Annotated in this window: 24 protein-coding genes; 6 read left to right on the forward strand and 18 right to left on the reverse strand. The window is 68.8% G+C overall.

The window, feature by feature from the left end; genetic code table 11:
* Positions 1-226: 226 nt before the first annotated feature.
* Complete coding sequence (soxC, locus tag A3OM_RS0108045; RefSeq protein WP_018043227.1) at positions 227-1,480, forward strand: sulfite dehydrogenase; 1,254 nt, start codon at positions 227-229, stop codon at positions 1,478-1,480.
* Positions 1,470-2,057, forward strand: coding sequence for a cytochrome c (locus tag A3OM_RS0108050; protein WP_018043228.1), 588 nt, complete (start codon positions 1,470-1,472; stop codon positions 2,055-2,057). The genes soxC and A3OM_RS0108050 overlap by 11 nt, the downstream gene beginning before the upstream one ends.
* On the opposite strand, the gene A3OM_RS0108055 is transcribed toward A3OM_RS0108050, so the two are convergent.
* The 3 genes from A3OM_RS0108055 to A3OM_RS0108065 all read right to left on the reverse strand — a co-directional run bounded on the left by A3OM_RS0108055 (position 2,021) and on the right by A3OM_RS0108065 (position 5,194).
* Positions 2,021-2,839, reverse strand: coding sequence for a MetQ/NlpA family ABC transporter substrate-binding protein (locus A3OM_RS0108055; protein WP_018043229.1), 819 nt, complete (start codon positions 2,837-2,839; stop codon positions 2,021-2,023). The two genes, A3OM_RS0108050 and A3OM_RS0108055, sit on opposite strands and share 37 nt — an antisense overlap.
* A 115-nt stretch (positions 2,840-2,954) precedes the next feature.
* Positions 2,955-3,755, reverse strand: a complete 801-nt coding sequence (locus A3OM_RS0108060; protein WP_018043230.1) for a MetQ/NlpA family ABC transporter substrate-binding protein — start codon at positions 3,753-3,755, stop codon at positions 2,955-2,957.
* A 41-nt stretch (positions 3,756-3,796) separates the two neighbouring features.
* A complete protein-coding gene (locus A3OM_RS0108065; RefSeq protein WP_018043231.1) occupies positions 3,797-5,194 on the reverse strand; it encodes an LLM class flavin-dependent oxidoreductase in 1,398 nt (465 codons plus the stop codon).
* Positions 5,195-5,518: 324 nt separating this feature from the next.
* On the opposite strand from A3OM_RS0108065, the gene A3OM_RS0108070 reads away from it, so the two are divergent.
* Both A3OM_RS0108070 and A3OM_RS0108075 read left to right on the forward strand, forming a co-directional pair.
* Positions 5,519-6,736 carry an acyl-CoA dehydrogenase family protein gene (locus A3OM_RS0108070; protein WP_018043232.1) on the forward strand — a complete coding sequence of 406 codons (1,218 nt, stop codon included), beginning with the start codon at positions 5,519-5,521 and terminating at the stop codon, positions 6,734-6,736.
* 50 nt (positions 6,737-6,786) lie between these two features.
* On the forward strand, positions 6,787-8,139 hold the full coding sequence (locus A3OM_RS0108075) for an LLM class flavin-dependent oxidoreductase (protein ID WP_018043233.1): 1,353 nt from the start codon (positions 6,787-6,789) through the stop codon (positions 8,137-8,139).
* Positions 8,140-8,184: 45 nt separating this feature from the next.
* On the opposite strand, the gene A3OM_RS0108080 is transcribed toward A3OM_RS0108075, so the two are convergent.
* The 5 genes from A3OM_RS0108080 to A3OM_RS0108100 all read right to left on the reverse strand — a co-directional run bounded on the left by A3OM_RS0108080 (position 8,185) and on the right by A3OM_RS0108100 (position 15,091).
* On the reverse strand, positions 8,185-11,496 hold the full coding sequence (locus A3OM_RS0108080; protein ID WP_018043234.1) for a DEAD/DEAH box helicase: 3,312 nt from the start codon (positions 11,494-11,496) through the stop codon (positions 8,185-8,187).
* Positions 11,497-11,828: 332 nt separating this feature from the next.
* Entirely contained in the window at positions 11,829-12,623 is a 795-nt protein-coding gene (locus tag A3OM_RS0108085) for an ABC transporter ATP-binding protein (protein ID WP_018043235.1), read from the reverse strand.
* Positions 12,617-13,660, reverse strand: coding sequence for an ABC transporter permease subunit (locus A3OM_RS0108090; protein ID WP_043764311.1), 1,044 nt, complete (start codon positions 13,658-13,660; stop codon positions 12,617-12,619). Before A3OM_RS0108090 ends, A3OM_RS0108085 begins: the two co-directional genes overlap by 7 nt.
* 9 nt (positions 13,661-13,669) lie before the next feature.
* Positions 13,670-14,743, reverse strand: coding sequence for an ABC transporter substrate-binding protein (locus A3OM_RS0108095; protein ID WP_018043237.1), 1,074 nt, complete (start codon positions 14,741-14,743; stop codon positions 13,670-13,672).
* 69 nt (positions 14,744-14,812) lie between these two features.
* The gene (locus A3OM_RS0108100) at positions 14,813-15,091 is read right to left on the reverse strand and encodes a hypothetical protein (protein ID WP_043764538.1); all 279 of its coding nucleotides are present in this window, start codon (positions 15,089-15,091) and stop codon (positions 14,813-14,815) included.
* Here A3OM_RS0108100 and A3OM_RS26550 point away from each other — a divergent pair.
* Complete coding sequence (locus A3OM_RS26550) at positions 15,090-15,224, forward strand: hypothetical protein (protein ID WP_274533766.1); 135 nt, start codon at positions 15,090-15,092, stop codon at positions 15,222-15,224. The two genes, A3OM_RS0108100 and A3OM_RS26550, sit on opposite strands and share 2 nt — an antisense overlap.
* Positions 15,225-15,354: 130 nt before the next feature.
* Here the strand turns inward: A3OM_RS26550 and A3OM_RS0108105 are convergent, their stop codons facing one another.
* The 4 genes from A3OM_RS0108105 to A3OM_RS0108120 are packed head-to-tail and all read right to left on the reverse strand — an operon-like array spanning position 15,355 to position 20,697.
* Entirely contained in the window at positions 15,355-18,447 is a 3,093-nt protein-coding gene (locus A3OM_RS0108105; RefSeq protein WP_018043239.1) for an efflux RND transporter permease subunit, read from the reverse strand.
* A gap of 50 nt (positions 18,448-18,497) precedes the next feature.
* Positions 18,498-19,730: an efflux RND transporter periplasmic adaptor subunit gene (locus A3OM_RS0108110; RefSeq protein WP_018043240.1), complete on the reverse strand. Its 1,233-nt coding sequence runs from the start codon at positions 19,728-19,730 to the stop codon at positions 18,498-18,500.
* Entirely contained in the window at positions 19,727-20,410 is a 684-nt protein-coding gene (locus tag A3OM_RS0108115; protein WP_018043241.1) for a TetR/AcrR family transcriptional regulator, read from the reverse strand. The genes A3OM_RS0108110 and A3OM_RS0108115 overlap by 4 nt, the downstream gene beginning before the upstream one ends.
* The gene (locus A3OM_RS0108120) at positions 20,407-20,697 is read right to left on the reverse strand and encodes a hypothetical protein (RefSeq protein WP_018043242.1); all 291 of its coding nucleotides are present in this window, start codon (positions 20,695-20,697) and stop codon (positions 20,407-20,409) included. Before A3OM_RS0108120 ends, A3OM_RS0108115 begins: the two co-directional genes overlap by 4 nt.
* Before the next feature lie 49 nt (positions 20,698-20,746).
* On the opposite strand from A3OM_RS0108120, the gene A3OM_RS0108125 reads away from it, so the two are divergent.
* A complete protein-coding gene (locus A3OM_RS0108125) occupies positions 20,747-21,271 on the forward strand; it encodes a hypothetical protein (RefSeq protein WP_245257772.1) in 525 nt (174 codons plus the stop codon).
* A 245-nt stretch (positions 21,272-21,516) separates the two neighbouring features.
* On the opposite strand, the gene A3OM_RS0108130 is transcribed toward A3OM_RS0108125, so the two are convergent.
* From A3OM_RS0108130 to A3OM_RS0108155, 6 genes are all read right to left on the reverse strand, one after another.
* The gene (locus tag A3OM_RS0108130; RefSeq protein ID WP_026175835.1) at positions 21,517-21,915 is read right to left on the reverse strand and encodes a hypothetical protein; all 399 of its coding nucleotides are present in this window, start codon (positions 21,913-21,915) and stop codon (positions 21,517-21,519) included.
* Between the two features lie 195 nt (positions 21,916-22,110).
* Entirely contained in the window at positions 22,111-23,004 is an 894-nt protein-coding gene (locus tag A3OM_RS0108135; protein ID WP_018043245.1) for a transporter, read from the reverse strand.
* 317 nt (positions 23,005-23,321) lie between these two features.
* On the reverse strand, positions 23,322-24,890 hold the full coding sequence (locus tag A3OM_RS0108140; protein WP_018043246.1) for a c-type cytochrome: 1,569 nt from the start codon (positions 24,888-24,890) through the stop codon (positions 23,322-23,324).
* A gap of 46 nt (positions 24,891-24,936) precedes the next feature.
* Complete coding sequence (locus A3OM_RS0108145; RefSeq protein WP_018043247.1) at positions 24,937-25,296, reverse strand: hypothetical protein; 360 nt, start codon at positions 25,294-25,296, stop codon at positions 24,937-24,939.
* Positions 25,293-25,814, reverse strand: coding sequence for a TspO/MBR family protein (locus A3OM_RS0108150; RefSeq protein ID WP_018043248.1), 522 nt, complete (start codon positions 25,812-25,814; stop codon positions 25,293-25,295). Before A3OM_RS0108150 ends, A3OM_RS0108145 begins: the two co-directional genes overlap by 4 nt.
* Positions 25,811-26,995, reverse strand: a complete 1,185-nt coding sequence (locus A3OM_RS0108155; protein ID WP_018043249.1) for a geranylgeranyl diphosphate reductase — start codon at positions 26,993-26,995, stop codon at positions 25,811-25,813. Before A3OM_RS0108155 ends, A3OM_RS0108150 begins: the two co-directional genes overlap by 4 nt.
* Position 26,996 lies beyond the last annotated feature (1 nt).

A 26,996-nucleotide genomic window follows, 5' to 3' on the forward strand; every position in this document is an offset into this window, starting at 1 on the left:
CCAAGCGGCCTTACGTAATCCGAAAAATGGTCCCTCGGCGTCCCGGTTCGAGAGAAGATGTATTCGCGTCCCCGCAAGAATTGAAAAATCCATGCCGTTGATTGCGAAGGCCGGATACGGTCCAATGACAATCATCGAAAGAGACGCAGCCACGCTCTTCTTTCGCCATCGCCCCCGACATCTCGCTTCGCGTTCTCCTCCGAACGCCCATTCGGACCCCGTTGTCATGCCGTCTGACACATCGCGCGCACCGCGCCGGTCTTCGAGCCGGCGCGGCTTCCTTCGGCTGGCCGGCGGCGCGGCGGGCGGGATCGCCACCGCCGCCCACGCCCTGGAGACGGGCGATCCCCTCGCCATCCCCGAATGGAGCCGTACGCCCGGAGCGCCGTCCGCATCGCCGCCCTATGGCCGGCCCTCGCCCTACGAGAACCTAGGCCGGAAGTCGCGGACGCCGCCGGCCTTTCCCGGCGCCTCCTCCACCGGCACGCCGCTCCAGCACCTGCACGGCATCATCACGCCCAACGGGCTGCATTTCGAGCGCCACCATGCCGGTGTCCCGGCCATCGACCCGGACCGCCACCGGCTGGCGATCCACGGCCTCGTGGAACGGCCCCTCCTCCTCACCATGGACGATCTCGTGCGGATGCCGTCGGTCTCGCGCATCCATTTCCTCGAATGCTCGGGCAACACGCCGTGGCTCGGGGCCAAGCCGGGCTGGACCCTCCAGGAAAGCCACGGTCTCCTTTCCTGCGCCGAATGGACCGGGGTCGAATTGGCGACCCTCCTCGACGAGGTCGGGGTGAAGCCCGGCGCCGCCTGGATCCTGGCGGAGGGCGCGGACGCGGCCGGGATGACCCGGAGCATCCCCCTCGACCTCGCGCGGAACGGCGCGATCCTGGCCTATGCCCAGAACGGGGAGCGGCTCCGCCCGGAACAGGGCTACCCGCTGCGGCTGTTCGTGCCGGGGGTCGAGGGCAATCTCAGCATCAAGTGGCTGCGCCGGCTCAAGGTCGGGGACCAGCCGTTCCAGACCCGCGAGGAGACCTCGAAATACACAGACCTGATGCCGGACGGGTCGGCGCGCCAGTTCACCTTCGTGATGGAGGCCAAATCGGTCATCACCACGCCGTCCGGCGGCGAGCAACTGCGCGCGCCCGGCTTTCGCGAGATCCGCGGCCTCGCCTGGACGGGGCGCGGCCGCATCGCGGGCGTCGAGGTCTCCACCGACGGCGGCGCGCGCTGGCAGGCGGCCATTCTGGAGGGTCCGATCCTGCCCAGATGCCTCACGCGGTTCCGGCTCCCCTGGCGCTGGGAGGGCGGCCCGGCGCATCTCCTCAGCCGGGCCACCGACGAGACGGGCTACGTCCAGCCGCCGCGCGCGGCGCTGGTCTCGGTCCGGGGCACCCAATCCTTCTACCACAACAACGGAATCGCCGGCTGGCACATCGCCGCCGAGGGAGGCGTGAGCCATGCGGTTTAGCGGCCTCGGCCTTCTCGCCTGCCTGACGGTGACGGGCGCCGCCCTGGCGGACCCGTCCGGGCCGGTCTCCCTGTCCGGGATCGGCCGCCCCGCGACCCCGCAGACCCTGGCCCTCTGGGACATCGACGTGCGGGCCGACGGTCAGGGCCTGCCCGCCGGCCATGGCAGCGTGCGCCAGGGCGAGGCCCTGTTCGGGGCGCGCTGCGCCGCCTGCCACGGGGCGCAGGGGGAGGGTGCATCCGCCGACAGGCTCGCGGGTGGCCAGGGCAGCCTCGCGACAAGCAAGCCGGTGCGGACGGTGGGAAGCTTCTGGCCCCATGCCACCACCCTGTTCGACTATATCCGCCGCGCCATGCCCTACGACGCGCCGCAATCCCTGAGCGCCGACGAGACCTACGCCCTCAGCGCCTATGTGCTGCATCTCAACGGCATCCTGCCGGAGGGGGCGGAACTCGATGCCGCCTCCCTGCCGAAGGTGCGGATGCCGAACCGGGACGGCTTCACCACGGACAGCCGCCCCGACGTGCCGGCGCGCTCCGGTCAGGCGCTTCTCACCGGGATCACCGCACCGCGATAGCGCTCGCGGATGAAGCCGGCGACCTCCGCCGATTGCAGGAGGGAGGAGAGCGTCTGGATGCGCGCATCCTGGGCCAGGCCTTGCGTCGTCACCAGCACGTTGGCGTAGGGGTTGCCCTCCGCCCGCTCCAGGCCGAGGGAATCCTTGGCCGGGTCGAGGCCGGATTCGAGGGCGTAGTTGCCGTTGATGACCGCCAGGGCGACGTCGTCGAGGGAGCGCGGCAAGTGCGGCGGCGCCACCTCGACGAAGCTGAAGGATTTCGGATTCTCGGCGATGTCGCCGGCCGTGGCGAAGGTGCCGTCGCCGCCGGGCCTGAGACGGATGAGGCCGTTCTCCTGCAGCAGCTTCAGCCCCCGGCTGAAATTGGTGACGTTGTTGGACAGGGCGACGGTCGCCCCCTTCGGCAGGTCGGCGAGGCTGCGGACGTGGCGCGAATACAGCCCGAGGGGCTCCACATGCACGCTCGCAGTCACGGCGAAGCGGACGCCGAGTTCGGCCTCCTCGCTGCGCAGATACGGCACGTGCTGGAAGAAGTTGGCGTCGGCATCGCCATCGAGAACGAGGCGGTTCGGGCGGATGTCGCCGCTGATCTCGATGATCCGCAGGGGCAGGTCCGGAGCGAGCGTGTCCTGCACGTAGGTCAGGATCTCGGCATGCGGCACCGAGGAGGCGACCACCTTGAGGGGTGTTGCGGCCCGGGCCGTGGAGGCCGTGATGAGGGCAAAGGTGCCGCCCAGCAGGGGAAGGGTGCCGCCCAGCAGGGCGCGACGGTTCAGGGGCATGGTGATCCTCTCTGTTCGGGCGTGCCGGCGCGTCCGCCATCGAGCGTATCGCAGGGCTCCGGGCGGGCGCGCTTGAGAAAACGGGTCGGGGCGGGGGGTTCGGTCGGAGACCGCGCTACCAGACCGGCTCGAGGAAGCCTTTGTAGGTCCGCTCGATGTAGTCCCGCACCGGCGCCGACCGGAAGCTGCGGATGAAAGCGGCGAGACGCGGATCGTCGCGATTGTCCGGACGGGCGACGAAGCTCAGCGTGTAGCGCCGGTCCCCGGCTCCATCGGTGATGAGGGAGGTCCTGGGGTCGCCGCCGGCGGCGATCAGGTAGGTGAAGCTGACCTGCGCCAGGGTCACGTCGTCCATCGCGCGCGGCAATTGCGCCGCTTCGAGCTCGATGATCCGCAGGCGCTTGGGGTTGGCGACGATGTCGGCGACGGAGGCCTCGTCGCCGACGCCCGGCTTCAGGGTAAGCAGCTTGGCGGTTTCCAGCAGGCGCAAGCCCCGCGCCGCGTTGACGGGATCGTTGGCGATGGCGACCGAAGCGCCGTCGGGAACCGTGTCGAGGCTGGTCACCGTCTTCGAGAACAGGCCCACCGGCAGGACGATCGCGCCCTCCACGGCCACCAGCTTGTAGCCCCGTGAGCGGATCGCGTTCTGAAGGTAGGGCACGTGCTGGAACAGGTTGGCGTCGATATCGCCCGAGGCCACGGCCTCGTTGGGCGTCACCCAATCGGTGAACTCGACGATCTCGACATTCTGCCCCTGCTTGCGGGCGAGATCGGCGGCGAAGGCCAGGGTCTGCCCCACCGGTCCCGGCGTCGCGCCGATCCGCAGGGGTTTTTCCGCGAAGGCGGGGCCGGTCGCCAGAGCGAAGAGGACAGCCGCGACGCCGAGGAGGGTGCGGCGGGTACGGAGCGGGAGCATCGGGGAAGCCTGTGATCGGGGAGGGGAGAGGGGGGGGCCGGTCAGGCGGCGGAGGCGCGGGCCTCGCCGCCGCCCCGGCGGAAGCGGGCGCCGGGATGGGTCGCCTTCAGGTGGGCGCCGCCCTCTGGAAACAGCTTTTCGCGGAGCGTGCCCTCGCGATACCGCGTCTTGAACGCGCCCCGGTCCTGCAGCGCGGGCACGACGAGGTCGACGAAGGCCTCGATCGTCTCGGGCGCGACGGCGCGGGTAAGGTTGAAGCCGTCGATATCGGCCTCGTCGGCCCAGGACAGCAGCGCGTCGGCGACGTCCGAGGGCGATCCGACGATGAAGGGGGCTCGTGCCCCGCGCGGGCCGAACTCGGCGAAATCGGCACGGGTGAAGGGGCGTTCGCCGGGCAGCGTCAGGTTCTCCAGCAGGGACTGCATGGCGTTGGTCTTGACGTAGGCGAGCCCCTCATGGGCATCGAGTTCGGACAGGTCGATCCCGGTCCAGCCGGAGACGAGGGCGAGCTGGCCCTCCACGTCGAGATACCGCGCGTACTCGTCGCGCAGATCGAGCGCCTCGGCGCGGGTGGGGGCGACGATCACGGTGGCGCCGAGGAACATCCGGATGTCGTAGGGATCGCGGCCCGCCTCCTTCGCCGCCTGCCGCGTGGCGCGCACGGCCTTGCCCGCGATGGCCCTGGTCTGGCCGTTGAGGAAGATGCTCTCGGCATGGCGGGCGGCGAAGAGACGTCCGCGCGACGAGGCCCCGGCCTGGTAGAGCACGGGCGTCCGCTGCGGCGACGGCTCGCTGAGATGCTGCCCGTCGACCCGGTAGCTCGGCCCGTCATGGGTGACGCGGTGGACCCGGCCCGGCTGCGTGAACAGGCCGCTTGCCCGGTCGCGCAGGGCCGCGCCGTCCTCCCAGCTTCCCTCCCAGAGCTTGTAGGCGGCCTCCAGGAAATCCTCGCCGGCATCGTAGCGCGCATCGTGTTCGCGGGCCTGGGGCAGGCCCATGCCGCGCGCGCCGCTCTCGAGATAGCCGGTGACCACGTTCCAGCCGATCCGCCCATTGGTGAGGTGGTCGAGGGTCGAGAGCCGGCGGGTGAAGGTATAGGGGTGTTCGTAAGTGAGGTTCGCCGTGACCCCGAAGCCGAGGTGCGTCGTGGCATGGGCCATGGCCGGCACCAGCAGGAACGGGTCGAGGTTCGGCGCCTGCGCCGCCCGGGCGACGGCGGTGGCCGGGCTGGCACCGTAGACGTCGTAGACCCCGACCACGTCGGCGAGGAAGATCCCGTCGAACAGGCCGCGCTCGGCGGTGCGGGCCAGCGACACCCAGTACTCGAGGGTATTGTAGCGCGCCGCCGCGTCGCGTGGGTGCCGCCACAGCCCGGCCCAGGTATGGCCCGGCGCCCCCATCTCGAAGGCGTTCAGCCTCAATTCGCGGCGTGCGCTCATGGCAGATCCAGGCAATCCGGGGCGACGGTATCGTGTGATGGAGAGAGAGGCCTCGTTCACGCGATGCGCGAGGCATTCCTACGCATGAGCCTAGCCGGTGATCCTATCCGGTCAACGAGAATGATCTTTCAACGATCATCCCTTTCAAGCATACATCGTCTATTTTACGATTGATTAGAGCATAACATCGCTAAATCGCATATCCGACCCTAATTTATACTTGTCTGCCCTGCCCGGATTGTCGATCAGGACGACCACGGGGCCGGGGGCCATCGAGCGCGAGCCCCTTCGGCGTGACGGCATCACAGGCACGGGATCGACGGAATGTCTCAGACGGAAGCGGGATGGGGCGCGGGACCGAGCGCGGGCTACGAGGCGCTCGCGGCCGGTTTCCGGCCGGTCTTCGCGCGCATCAGCGCCACCGCCATCGCCCGCGATCTCGCGCACACGCTCCCCCATGACGAGATCGGCTGGCTGAGAGAGGCGGGCTTCACCACCCTGCGCCTCCCACGCGAGGAGGGAGGCCACGGCGCGAGCCTGCCCGAATTGTTCAACCTGCTCATCGAGTTGTCCCAGGCCGACCCCAACGTCACCAACGCCCTGCGCGCGCATTTCGGCTTCACGGAGGACATGCTGTGCTCGTCCTCACCGGAATGGCGGGCGCGCTGGACCGCCCGGATCGGCGATCGCCAGACCGTCGGCAGCGGCGTGTCCGAGACCGGCGAGGCCAAGGTCGGGCAGTTCGACACGGTCCTGCGGCCCCACGGCGGGCAATGGCTGCTCAACGGCCGAAAATTCTACACCACCGGCTCGCTCTTCGCCGACTGGATCCACGTCTCGGCCCAGGACGAGGCGGGCGCGCCCCTGGTGGCAGCCGTACCGGTGCGAGCGCCGGGCGTCGAGATCGTCGACGATTGGGACGGTTTCGGCCAGTCGCTCACCGCGAGCGGCACGGCGATCTTCACGGACGTCCTCATCGGGCCGGAACTGATCAAGCCCGATCCGGAGCGTTTCCCCTACGCGATGGGGTTCTTCCAGCTCGTCCATCTGGCGACTTTGGCCGGCATCGGCCGTTCGGCCGCCATCGACGTGTCGCGGCTCGTGGCCGAGCGCAAGCGGGTCTACAGCCACGGCAACGGCAGCCGGGCCGGCGACGATCCCCAGATCCAACAAGTGGTCGGGCGCGTGCGCGGCGCGGCCTATGCGGCGGGCGCCATCGTCCTCAAGGCGGCGGAGGCCCTGCAGCGGACCTACGACGTTCACCGCAACGGAGAAGCGGCGGACCATGCGGCGGGCATCGCCGACATCGAGGTGAACCAGGCGGTGAGCGTGGTCACCAACCTCGTCCTCGACGCCACCACGACTCTGTTCGATGCGCTCGGCGCCTCGGCGGTGAAGAGCGGGCTCGGCCTCGACCGGCACTGGCGCAACGCCCGCACCATCGCCTCGCACAATCCCCGGATCTACCGCGACCGGGCGGTGGGCGATTTCGCGGTGAACGGCACCGCCCCGCCGCGACAATACCGGGTCGGCTCGGCCTGAACGCCCCCTGCCGAGCAAGCCCATCGGAACGCGAGATCAAGGAAAGACCCATGTCACATCGCCGGGACACGATGCGCCTCGGTGCCTTTCTCTATCCGGGCGGTCATCACGTCGCGGCATGGCGGCATCCCGCGTCGCAGGCGGATGCGGGGATCGACCCCGCCCATTACCGGCGCCTCGCTAAGGTGGCCGAGGCGGCGAAGTTCGACCTGATCTTCCTCGCCGACGGGGTCAGCATCCGCGGCGACGATATCGACGCCCTGAGCCGCACGGCGATCCGCTATGTCGGACAATTCGAGCCGCTGACCCTGCTCTCGCATCTCTCGGCGGTGACGGAGCGCATCGGCCTCGTGGCCACCGCCTCCACCACCTACAACGAGCCGTTCCACGTGGCGCGCAAGTTCGCCTCCCTCGACCATCTCAGCGGAGGCCGGGCGGGCTGGAACCTCGTCACCTCGGCGGACCCGCGCGAGGCCTACAATTTCAGCCGCGACAGCCATCTCGCCCATGCGAGCCGCTACGCCCGCGCCGAGGAATTCGTGGATGTGGTCGCCGGCCTCTGGGACACGTTCGAGGACGACGCCTTCGTCCGCGACCGCGAGGAAGGGCGCTTCTTCGACCCGGCCAAGCTGCACGTGCTCGGCCATGAGGGCGAGCATTTCTCCGTGCGCGGGCCGCTCAACGTGCCCCGTCCGCCCCAGGGCCACCCGGTTGTCGTGCAGGCGGGCTCCTCGGAGGCCGGCAAGGCATTGGCGGCACGAACCGCCGAGGTGATCTTCACCGCCCAGGCGACCCTGGAGGATGCGACCGCGTTCTACGCCGACGTGAAGGGCCGGCTCGGCCGGCACGGCCGCGAGCCCGACGCGCTCAAGATCCTGCCGGGCGCTTTCCCGGTGGTCGGCCGCACGCAGGCCGAGGCCGAGGACAAGTACGGCGCATTGCAGGAGCTGATCCACCCCGTCGTCGGCCGCTCGCTCCTGGAACAGCTCGCGGGACTCGACCTCTCCGGCCATCCCGACGACGCGCCCGTTCCGGAGGCCAGCGGGACGGAGGGCGGCAAGAGCCGGCAGGACCTCCTCGTCACCATCGCCCGGCGCGAAGGCCTGACCATCCGCGAGCTCTACCTGCGCATCGCCGGAGCGCGCGGCCACTGGACCCTGATCGGAACACCCGCCCGGATCGCCGATGCGCTTCAGGAGCGGTTCGAAGCTTATGGCGCCGACGGGTTCAACATCATGCCCCCGACGCTACCGGGCGGGCTCGACGATTTCGCCACGCTGGTGATCCCCGAATTGCAGCGGCGCGGGCTGTTCCGCACGGAATACGAAGGGACCACCCTGCGCGAGAATCTCGGCCTTCAGCGCCCCCGTCACCGCCGCCACGCAGCCTCGCGGGCGCCGTAGCCCCATCTCCGCCGGCGCCGCCCGGTGAAGACCCGAGCGGCGATCTCACCCCGCCGGGCGCCGCGTGCTGGCCTCCCGCAGGCGTTCGAGGAACCGGGCGGCGAGGCGACCGCGCTCGACCGCATCGTCGCAGCCGGCGCGCAGCAGCACGCGGCGGTCGCGGCGCTCGATATGCGCGTTGACCGGCAGCAGAATCGGAGGGGCATTGGCACGGAAATCCGCCGCCAGCCCCTGCGGGCCGCCGCTCAACCGCGCGATCCCGAGTTCGAGGCAGCCGACCCGGAGGCGGGCCAGGGTGACGAGGGCCTCGAACGCCTCCGGCGGCGGACCGAACCGGTCGGCCACCTCGTGGCGGAGGGCCTCGACCTCGTCCGGGGTCGTGAGGCGCAGGAGCCGCGTATAGAGGCTCAGTCGCACCTCCGGCTCCGGTACGTAATCCGCAGGCACGCCGCCGGAGAGACCGATCCGGATCTCGGGGGTCCAATCCTCGGCCGTCTCCCCCTTCGCGGCCCTCAGGGCGAGATGCAGAAGGTGCTGATACAGGCCGAGCCCGATCAGCTTCACATGGCCGGCCTGGTTCTCGCCCACGAGATCGCCGGCCCCGCGCAGGTCGAGGTCGCGGGCGCTGATGGCGAACCCGGCACCGAGCCGGTCGAGGGCCTCCAGGGTGCGCAGGCGCTTCTCCGTGGCCGGGCTCAGCGGCTTCTCCGGCTGGTGGAGCAGGTGGACGACGCCCCGGCGCTGGCCGCGCCCGACCCGGCCCCGCAGCTGGTGCAGCTGCGACAGGCCGAAACGCTCCGCGTCCCAGACCAGCATCGTGTTGGCGCGGGGCACGTCGAGGCCGCTCTCGATGATGCTGGTGGCCAGCAGCACGTCGCCCTCGCCATCGGCGAAGCGCACCATCACGTCGTCCATATCCACCGCCTTGAGCTCGCCATGGGCGATCATCGTGCGCAGGTTGGGGACGAGCTTGGCGAGACGCTCCGCCATGGGGCCGATATCCTCGATCCGCGGGCACACGACGAAGCTCTGTCCGCCCCGGCGATGCTCGCGCAGGAGCGCGTCCCGCAGGCCATCTGCGTCGAACGGCGCGATCACCGTGCGGATGGGCTGGCGCACCGCCGGCGGCGTGGCGATGACGCTCAGGGATTGCAATCCGACGAGGGCGGATTGCAGGGTGCGGGGGATCGGCGTCGCCGTGAGCGTGAGGACGTGGCCGTCTCCCGCCGTCTTGCGCAGGGCCTCCTTCATCTTGGCCCCAAAGCGCTGCTCCTCGTCGATCACCACGAGGCCGAGATCGGAGAAGGCGACGCCCTTGGCGGTGAGGCAATGGGTGCCGATGACGAGGCGGATGCTGCCGTCGGCGAGCCCCGCCTTCACGCGCTTCGCCTCGGCCGGCGAGACGAGGCGGGAGAGATGGGCGACCTCGATGCCGAACCGGGCGAAGCGCCGGGTGAAGGTCTGCACATGCTGCCGGGCCAGAACGGTGGTGGGCGCCACCACGGCCACCTGGCGACCGGCGAAGATCGCCGCAGCGGCGGCGCGCAGGGCCACTTCGGTCTTCCCGAAGCCGACATCGCCGCAGACGAGCCGGTCCATCGGCCGCCCCGAGGCGAGGTCGCCCAGGACCCCGTTCACCGCCCTCGCCTGATCGGCGGTGAGGTTGAACCCGAACCCGGCGGCGAAGCGCTCCATCTCCCGCAGCGGGGGCGACAGGACCGGCGCCTCGACCGCCCGGCGCGCCTCGGCGGCGGCGAGCATCATGCGGGCGGCTTTTGCCATGCAGGCCTCGGCTTCGAGGCGCCGACGGCCCCAGGACCCGCCCTCGAGCTTGTCGAGGGTCACCGCCTCGGCCTCCGAGCCGTAGCGCCAGATCCGGTCGGCCTGGGAGACCGGGACCATCAGGATCGCGTTCCCGGCAAAGCGCAGCCGGAGAGCGTCCTCGCCGCCATCCTCTCCGGTGACGACGCGCTCCAGCCCCTCGAAGACGCAGAGACCGTTGTCGCGATCCACCGCCACGTCGCCGACGCGCAGCTCCACCTCGCCGATGGGAAGGCTCGCGACGGGCTCGCCCTCCGCGACGGCGGCCCGGCTCCCGAACAGGTCGGCGGCAGCGATGACGCAGACACCCTGTCCCGGTACCCTGAACCCCGCCTCGATGGGCGCGGCCAGCGCCAGGATCGCGCCGGACCTGGCGCGGGCCACATCCATCCAGTTCGCGACGCGCCGGGCCTTACGCCCCATCACCCGCTCGGCGACGCGGATCAGGCGACCGAGTGGCTCCTCCGGTCCCGTCAGCAGGATGCGGTCGCCCGCCTCCAGGTGCCGGCGAAGGGTCTCGGCCAGGGCGGCGTTGGGGCGGGCCTTCCGCACGAAGGCGGGAATCGCCAGATCTTCGGATTCCTCCGCTGAGGCCGTAGCGACGCGGCGCGCCTCCTGAAGCGAGGCCCAGCTCCGGGGATCGAGGTAGAGCTCGCCCAAGTCGCCGTTACGACTGCCGCCGTTACGACTGCCGGTGTCCTGCCCCTCGGCGATCTGTTCGAAGAAGGCGGCGGCGCGCTCCTCGGCGCCGGTCTCCACCACGAGGCGGGCATCGGGGACGTAGTCGAGCACCGTCGTCAGGGCGGGGTAGAAGCGGGAAAGCTGGTGCTCCTGGCCGGTAAAGGGCCGCAGCCCGGTCTCGGATCCCTCGGGCAGAAGGATCTCCGTGGCCGGGTCGACGACCAGGCGCTCGGCCTCCGCCAGGGAGCGCTGGGACACCGGATCGTAGGACCGGATGGCGGTGACACGGCCGCCCTCGTGCTCGATCCGGCAGGGGCGCGGTGCGGCGGCGGGGAACACGTCCACCGTTCGGCCCCAGATCGCGACTTCGCCGGGCTCGTCGACCCGGTCGTCGAGGATGTAGCCGAGGCGCTGCAACGTCGCGGTGATCGCGTGAGGATCGAAATCATCGCCGACCCGGATCTCGAGATGGGCGTCCGCCCAGGTCTCGGGCGGCGGAACACGCTGGATCAGGGCAGGGGCGGTCGTCAGGACGATGTCGGGGAGGGCGGCGGCGTCCGTGAGCCAGCGCAACACGCCCGTGCGCTGCCCCATGACGCCGCGCGACGGCGAGGTCCGGTCGAAGGGCAGGCAATCCCATTCCGGGTAGATCGCGACGCTGCGATCCGGGGCCAGGGCGCGCAGGATCGCCGCGATGGCCTCCTGCCGGTGCGTCTCGCGCACCATGTGGATCAGGGGCTTGTTCAGGGCCACGAGGTCGAGGAGCGCCACCGCCAGGGCGCCGGTGGGAACGAGGGGAGCGACGACCTCTTCGGAGGCGCTGTCGGGAGACGTCCTAGTCCGGCGTTTTGCCATCGGGGAGTGCGCTGCCCATCACTGGTGTCGGGAGTCGGCAAACGTAGGCCGACGCGACTCCGCTCCGTCGAATCCCGGCCTGTCCCCAGTTTGTCGCAGACCGTACCGAGCGCGGGACGATGGGGTGGACGAGGGCGTCCTCCATGGCCGCGCGGGGCAATCCTCCCCGTTCTGGACCTATGGCTCACACAACCCTCCGCCCGCGTGAATCCAGGCCGGTTTCGAGCGCGAAAGAGGGAGAATCCGGCGGATCCTCCGCCTTGGAGTAAAGCCCGTCGCATGGCGCATGAAGCCCCCCTCCGATGGCGGTGGTTTGCCCCCTCGGATGGCGGTCACTTCTGCCCGAGGATGCCGAGGATCTCGGTGCGCAGGCTCAGGAGCTTCGGGTCGTCGCGGCGGCGCGGATAGGGGGCATCCACCGCGATCTCGGTCCTGATCCGGGCTGGCCGGTCGCTCAGCACGATCACCCGCTGGGCGAGGATGAGGGCCTCCTCGACATCGTGGGTGACGAGGAGCGCCGTGAAGCGGCTCTCCTGCCAGAGCCTGACGAGTTCGCCCTGCATGGCGAGGCGGGTGAGAGCGTCGAGCTTGCCCAGGGGCTCGTCGAGGAGGAGCAGGCGCGGGTCGTTGACGAGAGCCCGGGCGAGCGCGGTGCGCTGGGCCATGCCGCCGGAGAGCTGGTGGGGATAAGCCTCGGCGAAGTCGGCGAGCCCGACGAGGTCCAGCGCCTCTTCGATGCGGTGCCGATGACGGCGCAGCAACCCGCGCGCCTCCAGGCCCAGCGAGACATTCCCCCGTACCGTGCGCCAGGGATAGAGCGTCGGGTCCTGGAACACGAGGAGCCGTTCCGGATCGGGTCCGGCGATCGCCTCCCCGTCGAGGGCGAGGATACCGGATTCAGGAGGTTCGAGACCGGCGGCGAGGCGCAGCAGCGTCGACTTCCCGCAGCCCGAGGGGCCGAGCAGGGCGACGAACGAGCCCGGCGCGATGGTCAGGTCGATGTCGTCGAGGACGGGCAGGCGCGTGCCGCCGATGTCGAAAGCGTGGGAGACGCTCCTGACGGCGAGGGCTCCCCGCCGGCTGGAAGCGGAGGCGCCGGTCGGCGCTTCGAGGGTGGCCGCTACCATTGGACAAGCCCCTTCTGCCAGGACAGCACGCGGTCGCGCAGGCGGAACAGCAGGGTGATCAGGGTCGAGCACATCAGCGCCATGGCGATGAGGGCAGCGTACATATTAGCATAGGCCGCCCACCCTTGCGCCCATTGCAGGTACCAGCCGAGGCCGGATTTCACGCCAAGCATCTCGGCCACCACGAGGACCGCGAAGGAGGCGCCGAGCCCCATGAACAGGCCGACGAAGACGTGGGGCAGGGCCGCCGGAATCGCGACCTTGCGGATGAGGAAGCTCTGCGAGGCGCCGAGCGTCCGGGCGACGTCGTAATAGGATTTGTTGGCGGCCGCGATCCCGGACCAGGTCAGCACCGTCACCGGGAACCCCGTCGCCAGAGCCACGAGGAAGGTGCTCGCGGACCAGGAGGAGGGGAACACGAAGAAGGCCAGCGGCAGCCAGGCGGTGGCCGGCAGCGGCCCGACGAAGCGCAGGACCGGATGGACCCAGTACCCGGCCGCGCGCGACCAGCCCACCGCCACACCGAGGATGACACCGACGGCGGCCCCGATCAGGTAGCCGCCCGACAGCAGGATCAGCGAATTGACGATGCTGCCGCCCAGCTTCGGCCAATCCTCGGCGAAGACTTCGAGGATCGCCTGGGGCGGTGGGAAGAACGGCATCGGCAGCCATTCGAGCTTGGCCGTCGCCAGTTCCCAGGCAATGAAGCCGAAGGCGAGGGCGACGATCCACGGCCCCCAATGGTGCAGGCGGGTTCCCAGCCGGCCGAGGAACGGGAGAAGAAGGCTCGCCAGGAGGAGGACGGCCCCGATCAGTCCGGCGCCGTGGCCGAACGTGGCGGAATAGGGAAAGTCGCCGTTCTCCGGCAGAACGAGGGTCAGGCCCGCGAGGGCGAGCCAGAGGGAACTGGCGACAAGGCCGACCCACCACAGGGCAGCGAGACGGATCCGCCATGCTGAGCCGTTCGAGGACGTGTCCTCCGCATCGGCCGCCCGGCGGAAGCCGCCGCCGAACGCCCCCGTCAATGAACTCGACATGGATGCCCCTCAGCTCAGAACGTCGGCATAGACCCGGTCGGCAAACTTCGCCGTGTCGGTGGAGCGGCGGATCACGTTCACGCGCTTCAACTCGTCGCCGTAGAGGGCGATTTCCTGCTTGAGGGTGACGCCCACCGGCCGGTGATCGTGGGTATGGCTGCGCAGCATCGCCGCCAGATCCTCCACAGAGCCCTTGCCGCCGTAATTCGAGAAGATACCGGCGGCGTCCTGCGGATCGGTGGCGACGCGGTGACCGCCCTCCAGGATGGCGCGGGTGAGGGCGGTGGCCACCGCCCGGTCGTTGCGGATCAGACTGCCGCGCAGGGCCACGACGCAGCAGGAGCGCGTGGCGAAGATGCCCGTCAGATTGGTGGCCACTTCCGTGAAGCGCGGGTCCTTGAGCCAGATGAAGGTACGCGGGTCGGCATCGGCCAGGGCCTGGGCCTCGCCCTTCTCCACGGCGAGGTTGAGGAGATCGGCCGGGTATTGCCGCCACTCCACCTCCCGGTCGGGATCGATGCCGGCATCGGACAGCAGCAGGGCGAAGAAGTTCTTGGCCGGGCTCGCATGGTCGCTGATGGCGATGGTCTTGCCCTTCAGGGAGGCGATGTCACTGATGCCGGCGGATTTCGCGCCGAGCAGCCTCAGGCAGCCGCCATGCAGGCCAGCGGTGATCTTGACGTCGAAGCCTTGTTCGAGGGGCTTCAGCCAGCGCAGGGCCATGCCGATCCCGGCATCGGCCTTGCCGGTGGCGATGGCCTCCAGCAGGGCCTCCGTGGATCCGCCGAAATTGATGAAGTCCACGTCGAGCCCGTGGGCGGCGAAGATCCCCCGCTCCTTGGCGACCGGGGCGGCGGCCGTGCAGACGGCATTGGCGTTCCAGGCGAGCTTGATGGGCCGGAGCGGGCCGCTCCACGCCTCGGTGGCCGCCGCCGGCGCGCAGAGGGGACCGGGATCGAAGGGCGCGGCGGGGCCGGGAACCCAGGCACGCCCCGCCGTCGCGGTGAGGCCGAGGGGAAGGGCGGCCGCGACGGTCGCGCCCGCTCTCAGCAGGCGGCGACGGGACAGCAGGTCTTCGGTCATGGTCGTCTCCAGGACCGCGAGCGGCCCGCCTTCATGGATCGATGGAATGTCGAGGAGGCTGGCGGCGGGTCAGGCCGGGGCGTAGCTGAGATAGGCGACCATCATCTCGGCCACCGCCCGGTGGGCGTAGTCGTTGACGCTCTCTCCGCCATCGACCGGAAAGGCCTCGACGACGCGGCGGCCGCCCAGCACTTCGGACAGTTCCTCGGGCATCAGCCCGTTCTCGATGGCAGCCGCCACCGCCGCCCTGCCATAGGCGCGGCGAAAGTGCCTGGGCGCGATGGCGCCGCCGAAAGCAAATGCGGGACCGGACCCGACCGCTTCAAATCGTGTGTCGTGATAACCCATGACCATCAACCTCATTCGCCAGAATCGTCCCATGATGAGCGCCGCCGAGATCGGCGAGACACGCATTGCGGCAACGGTTGTGTTTGAGGTTGAGGCTCTTCATTTCGCCCTCGCATCGGCAACGGGCCGATAGACGTGTTGACAAGCCGAACTATAGGCGAGGGCGCGCGAAATGTGCTTCCAAATGTCCCGCGATCGGCAGGCCGGAGATCTCGCCCGACGGATGGTTCGGGAAAGTTCCTGATCCCGGCCTCGCCGCCGCGTCAGCGGGCAGCGCTCGGGGCGGGGTCGGGTACCGCCTCGTCGCGGGCGCCGACGAAGCGGCCGAACAGGCGCCCGATAAGCGCGCCGAGGCTGTCCATCAGCAGGAACACCGCCGGCACAAAGACCAGGGACAGCAGGGTCGAGACGATCAGACCGGAGATCACCGCCACCGCCATCGGCGCGCGGAACTCGCCACCGACACCGAGCGCCAACGCCGAAGGCACCATGCCGGCGGCCATGGCGATGGTGGTCATCACGATGGGGCGCGCCCGCTTGCGCCCTGCATCGACGATGGCGGTGACACGATCGACGCCCCGCGCCATCTCCTCGACGGCGAAGTCCACGAGCATGATCGCGTTCTTCGTCACCAGTCCCATCAGCATCAAGATACCGATGACCACGGGCATCGAGATCGGCATGTTGAGGATGAGGAGGCCGAGGATCGCCCCCCCGATGGAGAGGGGCAAGGAGAACAGAATAATGAGCGGTTGCAGGAAGTTGCCGAACAGCAGCACCAGCACGGCGTAGACCATCATGATCCCGGCTCCCATGGCGAGGAGGAAGCCCGAGAAGACCTCGCCCATGATCTCGGCATCGCCGGTCTGGCGGATGGTGACGCCCGGCGGCAGCGACTTCGCGGTCGGCGTCTCCAGGGCCTGGGCGATGAGGGAGCCCAGGGCGTCCGACCCCTCCATGTTGGCCTCCACCGCCACGCGGATCACGCGGTCGTAGCGCTCGATGGCGCCGGGGCCCTGGTCGAGCTCGATGTCGGCCACGGCGGCGAGGGGCACCGCGGTGCCGTTCTTGGCCGGAACCTTGAGATTCTCCAGGCGCGAGACCGCGCCCCGCGCGCTCTCGGGCAATTGAACCCGAATCGGAATTTGGCGGTCGGCGGCGTTGAACTTGGCGAGATTCAAACCGATGTCGCCGATGGTGCCGACCCGCACCGTCTCGGCGATGGTGTCGGTGGAGACGCCGAGATCGGCGGCCGAGCCCTCCTTGGGGCGGATCCGAACCTCCGTGCGGTTGAGGGGAGCGGTGGACATCACCGAGACGAGGTGAGGAATCGCCGCCATGTCGCGCTGGAGCCGGGCGGCCACCTCGGCCACCACCTCGGCATCGGAGCCGCCGACCACCAAGGCGAGGTCGCGCTGGCCGGAATCGCGCAGGAACCAGGAGCGGATATCGGGCTCCTCGGCGATAAGGGCGGAAATGTCGGTCTCCACGGCCGCCTGCTTCTTCGCGCGGCCGTTCTTCGGGGTGAGGTTGACGATGAGGGTGGCGAGCCGCGTTTCCTTCTTGCCGCCGACCTGGCGTCCGCCATCGACGAAGACCGAGGTGACTTCCGGCAGGGAGCGGATGCGGGCGACGAGGCGGTCGGACACGGCGATCGTGTCGGGCAGCCGGGCGCCGGGGGCGAGTTCCACCATGAAGAGGGTTCGGGCGTTGTCCTGCTTCGGCACGAAGCCCGAGGGCAGCAACCCGGTGGAGGCCAGCGACGCGGCAAAGAGCGCGAGGCCGACGATCAGCGTGATCACCCGGTGGCGCACGGACCAGCCCACCAGCCGGCCATAGGCGCGCATCACCCATCCCTCACGCTCATCGTGGTGGCCGTGGTCGCGCAGGAAGTAGGCTGCGAGCATCGGCGTGATCAGCCGCGCCACCAGCAGCGACATGAACACCGAGACGGCAATGGTAAGCCCGAACTGCATGAAGTAGCGACCAGCGATGCCGCCCATGAACGAGACCGGTGCGAACACCGCGATGAGCGTCGCGGTGATGGCGATGACGGCGAGCCCGATCTCGTCGGCGCCTTCGAGGGCGGCGCGATAGGCGGATTTCCCCATCCGCATGTGCCGAACGATATTCTCGATCTCGACGATGGCGTCGTCCACCAGAATGCCGGTGACGAGGGTAATGGCCAGCAGGCTGATGCCGTTGAGGGTGAAACCCATCGCGTCCATGGCCCAGAAGGTCGGGAAGACCGAGAGCGGCAGAGCGACGGCGGCGATGAGGGTGGCGCGCCAGTCGCGCAGGAACAGGAACACCACGATGACGGCGAGCACGGCGCCCTCGATCAGCGTGTGCATGGCCGAATCGTAGCTGCCGATGGTGGCCGAGACCGAGGAATCGATCGTCTCGAATTCGAGGTCCGGATAGGTCCGGCGGAACTCCGCGATCCGCTTCTCGACGCCCGCCGCCACTTCGGCGTCGCTGGCGCCCGAGCCGCGCGACACAGCGAAGGCCACCACCGGCTCGCCGTTGAAGCGGGCGAAGGTGCGCGGCTCCTCGATGTCGTCCTGCACCAGGGCGAGATCGTCGAGACGCACCTTGCGGCCGCCGGCGAGGACGATGGAGGTCGCCTTGAGATCGCGCACGGTGCGGGAGGCGGCCAGCGTCCGGATCGACTGCTCGCGCCCGCCGACCTCGCCGCGCCCGCCCGCCATGTCAGCAGAGGTGAGGCGCAGTTGGCGGTTGACCTCCGCAGCGGTGATGCTCAGCGCCAGGAGACGGTCGGGCTGGAGCACAACTCGCATTTCGCGGGCGACGCCGCCCACGCGCTCGACGCCGCCGACGCCCTTCACCCCCTGGAGCGTGCGGGCGATCTTGTCCTCCACCAGCCAGGACAGTTCGGCGGGGGTCATGGCCGGCGCCTTCACCCCGTAGATCAGGATCGGCAGGCCCGCGATCTCCACGCGGCTGATTACCGGCTCGTCGATGGTACGGGGCAGGTTGATGCGGATCTTGGAGACCGCGTCCTTCACGTCGTTAACGGCGCGGTCGGTGTTCACCTCAAGGCGGAACTCGACCGTGGTCACGGACGAGCCCTCGGTGATGACCGAGGTGATGTGCTTCACCCCGCGCACGCCGGCTATCGAATCCTCGACCCACTTCGTGACCTGGGTCTGCAACTCGGAGGGCGCCGCCCCCGACTGCGTGATCACCACGGAAACGATGGGAACATCGATATTGGGCATCCGCGTGACCGGCAGCCCCCGGAAGCTGACAAGGCCGAGCACGATCAGGACGAGGAACAGGACCAGCGGGCCGATCGGCTTGCGGATCGCCCAGGCGGAGATGTTGAGGCGCATCGCGGCAACCCGTTCTGATGGTGCGGGAGGGGGGAAGGCAGGCGCAAGCCCTAGGGCTGGCCCGCCTCCGCGGTCTCCTTGCGCGACGGAGCGGCTACCATGGCCGGTGCCGATTGCGCGACGGGCACGGCGCGGACCCGGTCGCCGTCGCGCAGGAAGCTGCCGGCGCGCGCGACCACGGCCTCGCCTTCGGCAAGACCGGCCCGGATCTCTATGTCGTCGTCGTCGGAGAGGCCAGCGCGGACCTCGCGTGCCTCAACGACCCCGTCCGTCACCACAAGGACGCTGCTACGCTTCGGCCCGCCATAGAGGACGGAGGCCTGGGGCACGGTTACGCCGCGGGTCCGGGCGATCTCGATGGCGCCACGGGCGAAGGTGCCGATGCGCAGGCGGGGATCGGGATCGAGCCGGACGCGGACCTTGCCGAGGCGGCTCGCCCTGTCGACTTCCGGATAGACCGCGCGCACGCTGCCCCGCACCCGCTCACCATTGGGGAGCTCCATCGAGGCGGGCGTGCCCTCGCGCAGCACCGGCAGCTTGGTCTCGATGACCTCGCCTTCGAGTTCGATCTCGCCGCGCGCGATCAACCGGAACAGGGGCTCGGTGGAGGACGAGGCGGCCATGCCCACGCGGGCGACGCGGCGGCTGACGATCCCGGCCTCGGGTGCACGGATCTCGGTGCGGGCGAGACGCAGATCGAGTTCGTCGCGCAAGGCCCTCGCCTGGGCGAGCTCTGCCCTGGCGATGACGAGGCCGTTGCGGGCGAAGGCGAGCTTGCCTTCGGCCTGGCGCAGGGTGGAGATGCGTCCCTCCATGATCACTGCCGTGCCGTTGCCGCTCTGCATGAGTTGCTTCGCCCGGTCGTGGGAAAGGCGCGCCTCCATCTCGGCGGCTTGCGCCTGCTCGATGCTGCTCTGAGCCTGCGGCACGACGGCGGCGGCCTTGTCGACGACGGCGTTCTGCTGAGCGATCTGGCGGTCAATGAGGTCGCGCGAGAGCCGGGCGAGGACCTGACCGCTCTCCACGCGCATACCCTCTTCGACGAGGACTTCGGTCACCCGATAGCCCTCGATCTCGGGGGTCACCAGGATCTCGTCGCGGGGGACGAGGGTTCCGGTAACGACGACCTGCTCGACGATCTCGCGACGCCGGGCCTCGACGGTGCTCACTGCCGGCGCCAGTCTGACCGGGGTGGGCGTCACTTCGGCGATGACCGACCCCGAGGGCAGGCCGAGGCCGAGGATGAGGATCGCGGGACGGACGACCTTGAGGACGGCACTCATCGGCTGCTCTCCAAGACGGTTCGTGATGGATGACCGGGAGAGGCGAGCAGGATGCTGGATTCTGATTCGAATGACGCCGTCGGTAGCCGTCCGGCCAGACCCGCTTCGATCAGAGCACACAGATGCGCCACGGCCGGGGCCGGATCGAAGGCTGGCCGGAGGGCCAGGTTGACGAGGATGCCCTTCATCAGCGGATTCAGCGTCTCCTCGTAGAGGGCGGCGGCATCGCAGGCCGGCGAAGTAGCCAGGGACGCGAGGGTCTCGACGAACCAGAGGCGGGCCTCGGTCTCGCCCCGATCGATCATGGCGGCGATGTCGGGATTGCGGGTGGCTTCGGACCAGAGATCGACGCGCAGGACCGCACTCTCGCGGGTCGCCTGGGCGAAGTAGCGTTCGAGGATCCTCATCAGGGCGCCGCGGCGATCGCCGGCCCGCTCCATTTCCTCGACGAGGGTCATGCCATGCCCGCGCTCACGCTCGGCGAGCCCGAGGACCACGGCCTCCTTCGACTTGAAGTAGTGGTAGATGTTGCCGGCCGTCATGCCGGCCTGGCGCGCAAGATCCTGCATCGTCGTCCGATGGAAACCGTTCCGCACGAAACAGGTCTCGGCGGCATCGAGGATGTCCTGGCGCCTGGCCGAGGGGCCGGACCTCACTTCGATGGCAGCACCGGCGCTCACGACGCCGACCTCCCGTCCGCGCCGAGGCCAGCACCTTCCTGTTGGGTCATTCCGCAGGACCGTGCCTGCCAGGACCAGGATTGCTCGGCGTGATCGGCGCAGACGCGCGCCTGCCAGCCGTCGGAGCCCGCACCGGTCCAGCCCAGGAAAGCGAGCCAGCCGACCAGGATCAGCAGCCCCGGCAAGAGGGTTGACGGCCCGCAGGCGGAACGGATCGAAGCCAGGATGCGCCCCGCATCCCACTGGCGCGGCGCATCGACATCGTCATAGCAACTGAACTCGCCCATGCCGCCCTCCCGTTGCCTCAATGTCTATTGAACGTTCATTCAGAAGTCAATGAACAGTCATTCAATAGCCGTCGTGGTGTTTGCAATGGTCCACCTCGACAGGGCGGGCGGCGCGCCTATTTTACCGGCGATGCGCCTCATCATTCTGACCGCCGCCGTGTTCTCGCTCTCAGCCTTGTCGGCACGCGCCGATTCCTGCGGTGATCTCATCGACAGCGTGGTCGCCGAAACGAAAGCCACCCTCGTCAACCGCACCATCGATTTCGCCGAGATGTCGTCGACAGACGGGATGACGCTGACGCTCGCCTGCGGTGACCCGTCAGCGGTCGGCGTGCAGTTCAAGGGCGAGACGCCCGGGGATGCCTATTATGACCTGTTCGGCCGGGCCGGGCGGATCGCCACCGGCATCGGGGCCGACCTGATCGAGGCGGCCGCGCGACGCGCCCGCGAGCAGGCGGTCGTCACCCGACACAGTCACGCAGACGCGGCGACAGCCCTCGTCACGTGCTCGGTGATGAACGGAAGCCGCGGACCGATGACCGGATGCGCCGTGGTAGACAAGCGCGACCGCTAAGATTTCCTCCGGCGGCCGGGTCGTGTCCTTGGACGTGGTGTAGCTTGAGGAGGGCCACCACCATCGGCTTGGGCCGGAAGGATCAGGCTGCAAGTGTCGGCAGGCTGAGGAGAGGATCATTGCTGATCGCGAGATATTCTACCGGGTCGTGGAGCGTTGACTGTGCTCGATGACCCGGTTGTCAATCCACCCCAGCAGGACGCGCCAACTAGCCTGCCGTGAGAAGGCCGGTTTGCGGGGAGAGATCAGGCCGAGGCGCCGGCGGAAGAATCGAACAGGAAATCATCGGCGGCCGGGACCGTGACGGACAGGCCCGAACCGTAGGCGGCCTTCGACAGGCGCCATGGACGATCGACCTGCGCGCGGATGGCCTCAGACGGACGCAGGCGCCGTAATGCGCTATCCTCTCCCAATTCCTCCACGGTGAGAAAGCCATAGACCTGCAGACGGGCAGCGATCAGCTTGGTCTCGCGGTCACCGGCCGCGACCGCGAGCGTCCCGCTAGCATAGACCGCATCCATGAGCGCGCGCTGGTCCACACGCCTCGCGGCGAGGGAGGGCGAGACGACAGGAGCCTGGGGCTGGGGCCTACCAGGACGCCGGAAAGGAACCACGTTGTCGATCGCCGTGTGAACGCTACGCATACACCGTTACCTTTGAAACCACACGTGGGGACCAGCGAACGCCGCTGTGGCCCCAACGATCGCTAGGTTTCGACGAGTCGGATTAATGGGCGGTTTACGGTAAACGCCGGGCTTGTCTCGAAGGAGCACCCACTGCCTGCGGAGCAGGGAGACGGATCGCATGCCGCGCGCCTGTCGCCGCCCTGTGACGATGCCCTACCGCAGGGATTGCCGCCAGCTCAGCGGAATCAAGGGCGCCGCCGAATTGATACTTTCCTTGTAGATCGGCACGATGAGCCGCAGCCAGCCGCGTGTCTCGCGGCCACCATAATTGCGCTCGGCCACGTCTCGGGTGACGTAGGCCTGGACGTTCACCGGCCCGAAATTGTAGCCGACGAGGCCGCCCACCGCGATCTGGCCCTGGCGGCGATAGCCGGGGAAACGCGTGGGCAGATCGGTGGAGGCGAAGGCCACAGGGCCGACCTCCCACTTTCCGAACTTCTTCGTCGCAGTGAGATCGAGGTTGAGATAGTCGGGATAGACTACGCCCTGTGCAGTCACCGGATCGACGAAGACCCCGTAGAGCAGATTGGCAGTGAGGTTGAAACCGTTGCCGCTATACGTCGCGGCAAAACGGTGGCTCAGCGACGCGTTCTGGGTCAGGAAACTCGTCTCAATCGGTAGATATCCGCCGAAGAGATAGCTCACCCCGATATCGTAGCCGAGATTCCAGGCGAGCTGGGCGGCAAGAAGTGGCTGGCCGATGCCGATCTGATAGGGCGTGCCGCGCGGGCTCGATGCCACAACTGGCTGAATCGCCGCGAGGTTGAGACGCCCGCCCAGCAGGCTCCACGGCGTTGCCCAGAGGAAGGTGGGCAGGTTGATGTTCGATTCGGAATCGAGCGGTCGAGTGTCGCGGACGCCGAAGCTCGACGTGTTGACGAAATAGAGGCCGACGGGGAGCTGGGCGCCGACCGGAAGGCCGACGGTCTGCCCGGGTTGTGCCGCCGAACCGGCCTGGGCCGGCCCGGAGGCGAGGGTCGTCAGGCCGAGGCCGACGCACAGGGCGAGACCGAGCGTAGAGGTTGCGTAGCGGAAACCGTGAATCATCCAGTGCCTCTTCCGGGAGCGCGACAGGGAAAGCGCCGCATTCGAGCAAGCTCTCACTCATCGACGCACCAGCACCGGATCCCATTCCCTCCGTCCCTCAATCGTAGCGGCGTTGTCACCCAAAGGTCACATTTGCATAGCCCGCCGTTCGATGGTCAAGACAACGAATGATAAATCAATCGATCCTCATTTTGTCTTACAGTATATATATTCGTGTTATTACATGCGGTGATTTCATCCAATGCGCCTGCAAATCTATTAATGGAAGACTTGCAGTCTCCACCTGCGCCGAAGAAGGCAACGTCGGCCCGTATCGATCACGGCGTCGGCGCGGTACCCGCGGGAGCCGGCAAAGCGACCCGTTTTTCGGGGTTCCTGATCTGGCTGTAGACGATGCTGGAGAAGCTTCCGATCACCGCGTGCCATCCGGGCTTGCCGTAGGCCGGGTCGTTGCGGGCGGCCTGGCAGAACGCTGTGGTCAGTCCGTTGACGATGTCGTCATCTTTGGCGCCGCCGGCCGCGGCCTTCACCTTGGGCAGCAGAGCGTCGACGACCGGGATGAAGTTCTCCTGTGCCAACCCCTTCAGGCTCGTCGCGGCGGGGGTATTGGCGATGGCTTTGGCCACATCCGGTTGGGCGATGACGGCGCAGGGTGCCGTTCCCGCGAGCATGGTCTGCGTGGCGGCGCGGGCGGTGCCGACGATGCCGCGCTCGGCGATGACGGGGGCGCTGTTGCCCCAGGCGTTGCGGATGTAATCGGTCACGTCGGCGACCTCCTGATCGGTCATGCCCGCCCCCACTGCGGGCATCGGCGCGTAGCCGTTCTGGGCGGCGAGCCCGCCGAGCACGACGCGGATCACCGTCTCGGGGCCTTCCGCCTGGACGGACGTGTTGCCGGCGAGCGCCGGGATCGCCCCCTCGACCCCCTTGCCGTCCGGCTTGTGGCAGGAGGAGCAATAACTGAGATAGGTCGCGGCACCCGGCGCATCGGTCTGGTTAAACGCCTGAAGATCCTTGACTTTATAGCTTTCTTTCGCTTTCTGCGTGCGCAGGTAGGCGACCATCGCCTTCAGATCGGCGTCGGTCAGCTTGGAGAGGGATTCCTCGATGGTCTGACGCATCGGCCCTGCCGCGACGCCCGGCTGGTTGCCCGGAGCGGCGCCGGTTTTGAGGTATTCGACCACTTGATCGTCGCTCCAGGAGCCGATGCCGGTGTGGTCGTCGGGGGTGATGTTGGGGGCGTACCAGCCGTCGATGACGCCGCCGCCGAGTTTTCCGGCCAATCCGCTGTTTCCGACGATCTTGTTGGCGTTGTGGCACATGCCGCAATGGCCGAGCCCCTCCACGAGGTAGCCGCCGCGATTGACCTCGGCGCTGGCGTTCGGATCCGGCTTGAACTCGCCCGCGGTGAAGAACGCGGTGCGCCAAGTGATGAGCGCCGTGCGAATATTGAACGGGAACGGGATCTCGGAAGGCTTGCGTGGCTCCTTCACCGGTTCGAGGGAGCGCAGGTAAGCAAAGATCGCGTCGGAATCCTCGCGCGTGACTTTGGTGTACCAGGCGAAGGGGAAGGCCGGATAGAGATAGCTGCCCTCGTTGTCGATGCCTTCGTGCAGGGCGCGGTAGAAGTCGTCGGCGGTCCATTTGCCGAGCCCGGTCTCGTCGTCCGGTGTGAGGTTCGGCGTGCGGATCTTCCCGATCGGCGTGTTGAGGACGTAGTTCCCCGCGAACGGTTTGCCCCCCGGCGCCGAATGGCAGGCGACGCAATCGCCCGCCGTCGCCAAGTATTCACCCCGCTTGATCTGTTCCGCATCTTGGGCCGAGGCACAGGTCGCGGCGGCCATGAGGCCGGCCGAACCGAGCAGGAGGGCAGATATGCGACGCATGAAGCCGGTTCTCCACTCATGAAGCCGAAGGTTGTACAGCTGCAATTCAGGCACGCCTCGTGACCGTTCTGCCCGGTTGGCCAAGGTCGGGCATGGCCGGATCGGATGCGGAACGCGACCCCCCGAACATGCGCAACGCGACCTCCCCTAGATGCGCCATCAGAGAGGCGATGAGGCAGAGCGCCACCACCGTCCAATCCGAGCCAATCAGCGCGGCGCGGATCGCCAGCATCAGCGCCGCGCCCGAGGCGAGGTTGCAGAAAAGGGGCGCAAGGAGCGGGCGATCCCCCCCGTAGAGGCGCCATGCCACGAGGGCGGCGGCCTCCAGGGCCACGAGACCGAGGATCAGGTCGATGATCCGCCCGGAGGCGAACAATGCCGCCAGGGTCGCCGCATCCGGAATCATGCCCGGCTTCCGATACTGCGAGCGGAGCGCGCCTCACCGAACGGCCCGTTCAGCCGCACGATCGCCCGGTTGAGCAGTGTCGCGACGCTGACCCAGGCGAGGTAGGGCGCGAGCAGGAGGGCCGCGATCCCCGAGACCTGGGCCGTCACGGCGATCAGCGCCACGATGGAGAGCCACAGGGCGATCACCTCGAGATAGGCCCAGTCCGGCCGGCGCAGGCGGAAGAAGATGCCGCTCCAGGCGATGTTGAGGACGAGGTTGACGCCGTAGGTGGCGAGCAATGCGCCACGCGCCGAGGTTCCGGCCTCCGCATGCCAGGCGATCACGGCGGAGATCGCCGTGAGGGTGAAGATCGTGGTCCAGACCGGGCCGAAGGCCCAGTCCGGCGGCTTCCACGAGGGCCGCCGCAGGGATTGATACCAGGGGCCGGTGGTCGTCAGGAGCCCGCCGGCGAGGGCGGTGACGAGGGCGGCGGCCGCCGCGGTCACGACCGGGCCGGTCTCGAACCCGCCGATCATGGGGAGACCCAGCGGAACAGGTGCGCCAGGTCCTTGAAGAAGATCCGCACATGGGCGGCGGGCTTTGCCCGCACCAGTTCCTTGTTCATGTAGGAATCCCAGGTGAGCTGCTGGACGTCCTTGTCCTTGCAGATCGAGACGAAGCGCTCGCGCAGGGCATCGTTGCGGTACCAGACCCACTGCATCATGCGCAGGATCAGGAAGACGCGGCCGTGCAGGCGCATGAAGCGACGCCGGGCCAGGGCCAGGGAGGCGGCCTTGCCTGTGGCGAGGAAGGTGTCGGCCGCCTCCGCCGCGAGACGGCCGCCGAGCATGGCGTAGTAGATGCCCTCGCCCGAGGCCGGGGCGACGATGCCGGCGGCGTCCCCGGTGAGCAGCACGTCGCGGCCATTGTCCCAGCGCTTGAGCGGTTTCAGCGGCAGCGGCGCGCCCTCGCGGCGCAGTGTTTCCCCGGCATCGAGGCCGGTGGAGGCGCGCAAGGCCCGGATCGCCCCGCGCAGGGAGAAGCCCTTGCGGGCGCTGCCGGTGCCGATGCTGATCGTGTCGCCATGGGGGAAGACCCAGGCGTAGAAATCCGGCGAGAGCTTGCCCTGGTAATAGACGTCGCAGCGCGTCCCCTCGACGTCGCCGCTCCCATCCGCCGGACGCCGGACGATCTCGTGATAGGCGAAGACCTGTTTCATGGCCGCGTGGCCGGGAATCTCGGCCCGCCCGACCACGGAACTCGCCCCGTCAGCGCCGATGACGAGGCGGGCGCGGACCCGGTGCTCGGCCTCGCCGGAGCGGTAATGAACGGTGGCCCCGCCGTCGTCGTCTCGGACGATGCGGGTGAAGCTGCCGGGGCGGTGGTCGGCCCCGGCCAGGGCCGCGCGGTCGCGCAGCCAGGGGTCGAAATGCTCGCGGTCGACCATGCCGACGAAACCGTCGCCGATGGGCATGTCGACACGCTTGTCCTTGGGCGAGACCATCCGCGCCGAGCGCACGCGTGCGACGAGCAGATGGTCGGGAATCGCGAAGTCGCGGATCAGGCGCGGGGGAATCGCGCCGCCGCAGGGCTTGATCCGGCCCGGCTTGTCGAGGAGCAGGACGCGGCGCCCCATCCGGGCGAGATCGGTGGCGGCGGTGGCCCCGGCCGGGCCGCCCCCCACCACCACGACGTCGAAGGTCTCCGGCTCCGGCATG

Source organism: Methylobacterium sp. 88A, assembly GCF_000376345.1.
Lineage (GTDB): Bacteria > Pseudomonadota > Alphaproteobacteria > Rhizobiales > Beijerinckiaceae > Methylobacterium > Methylobacterium bullatum.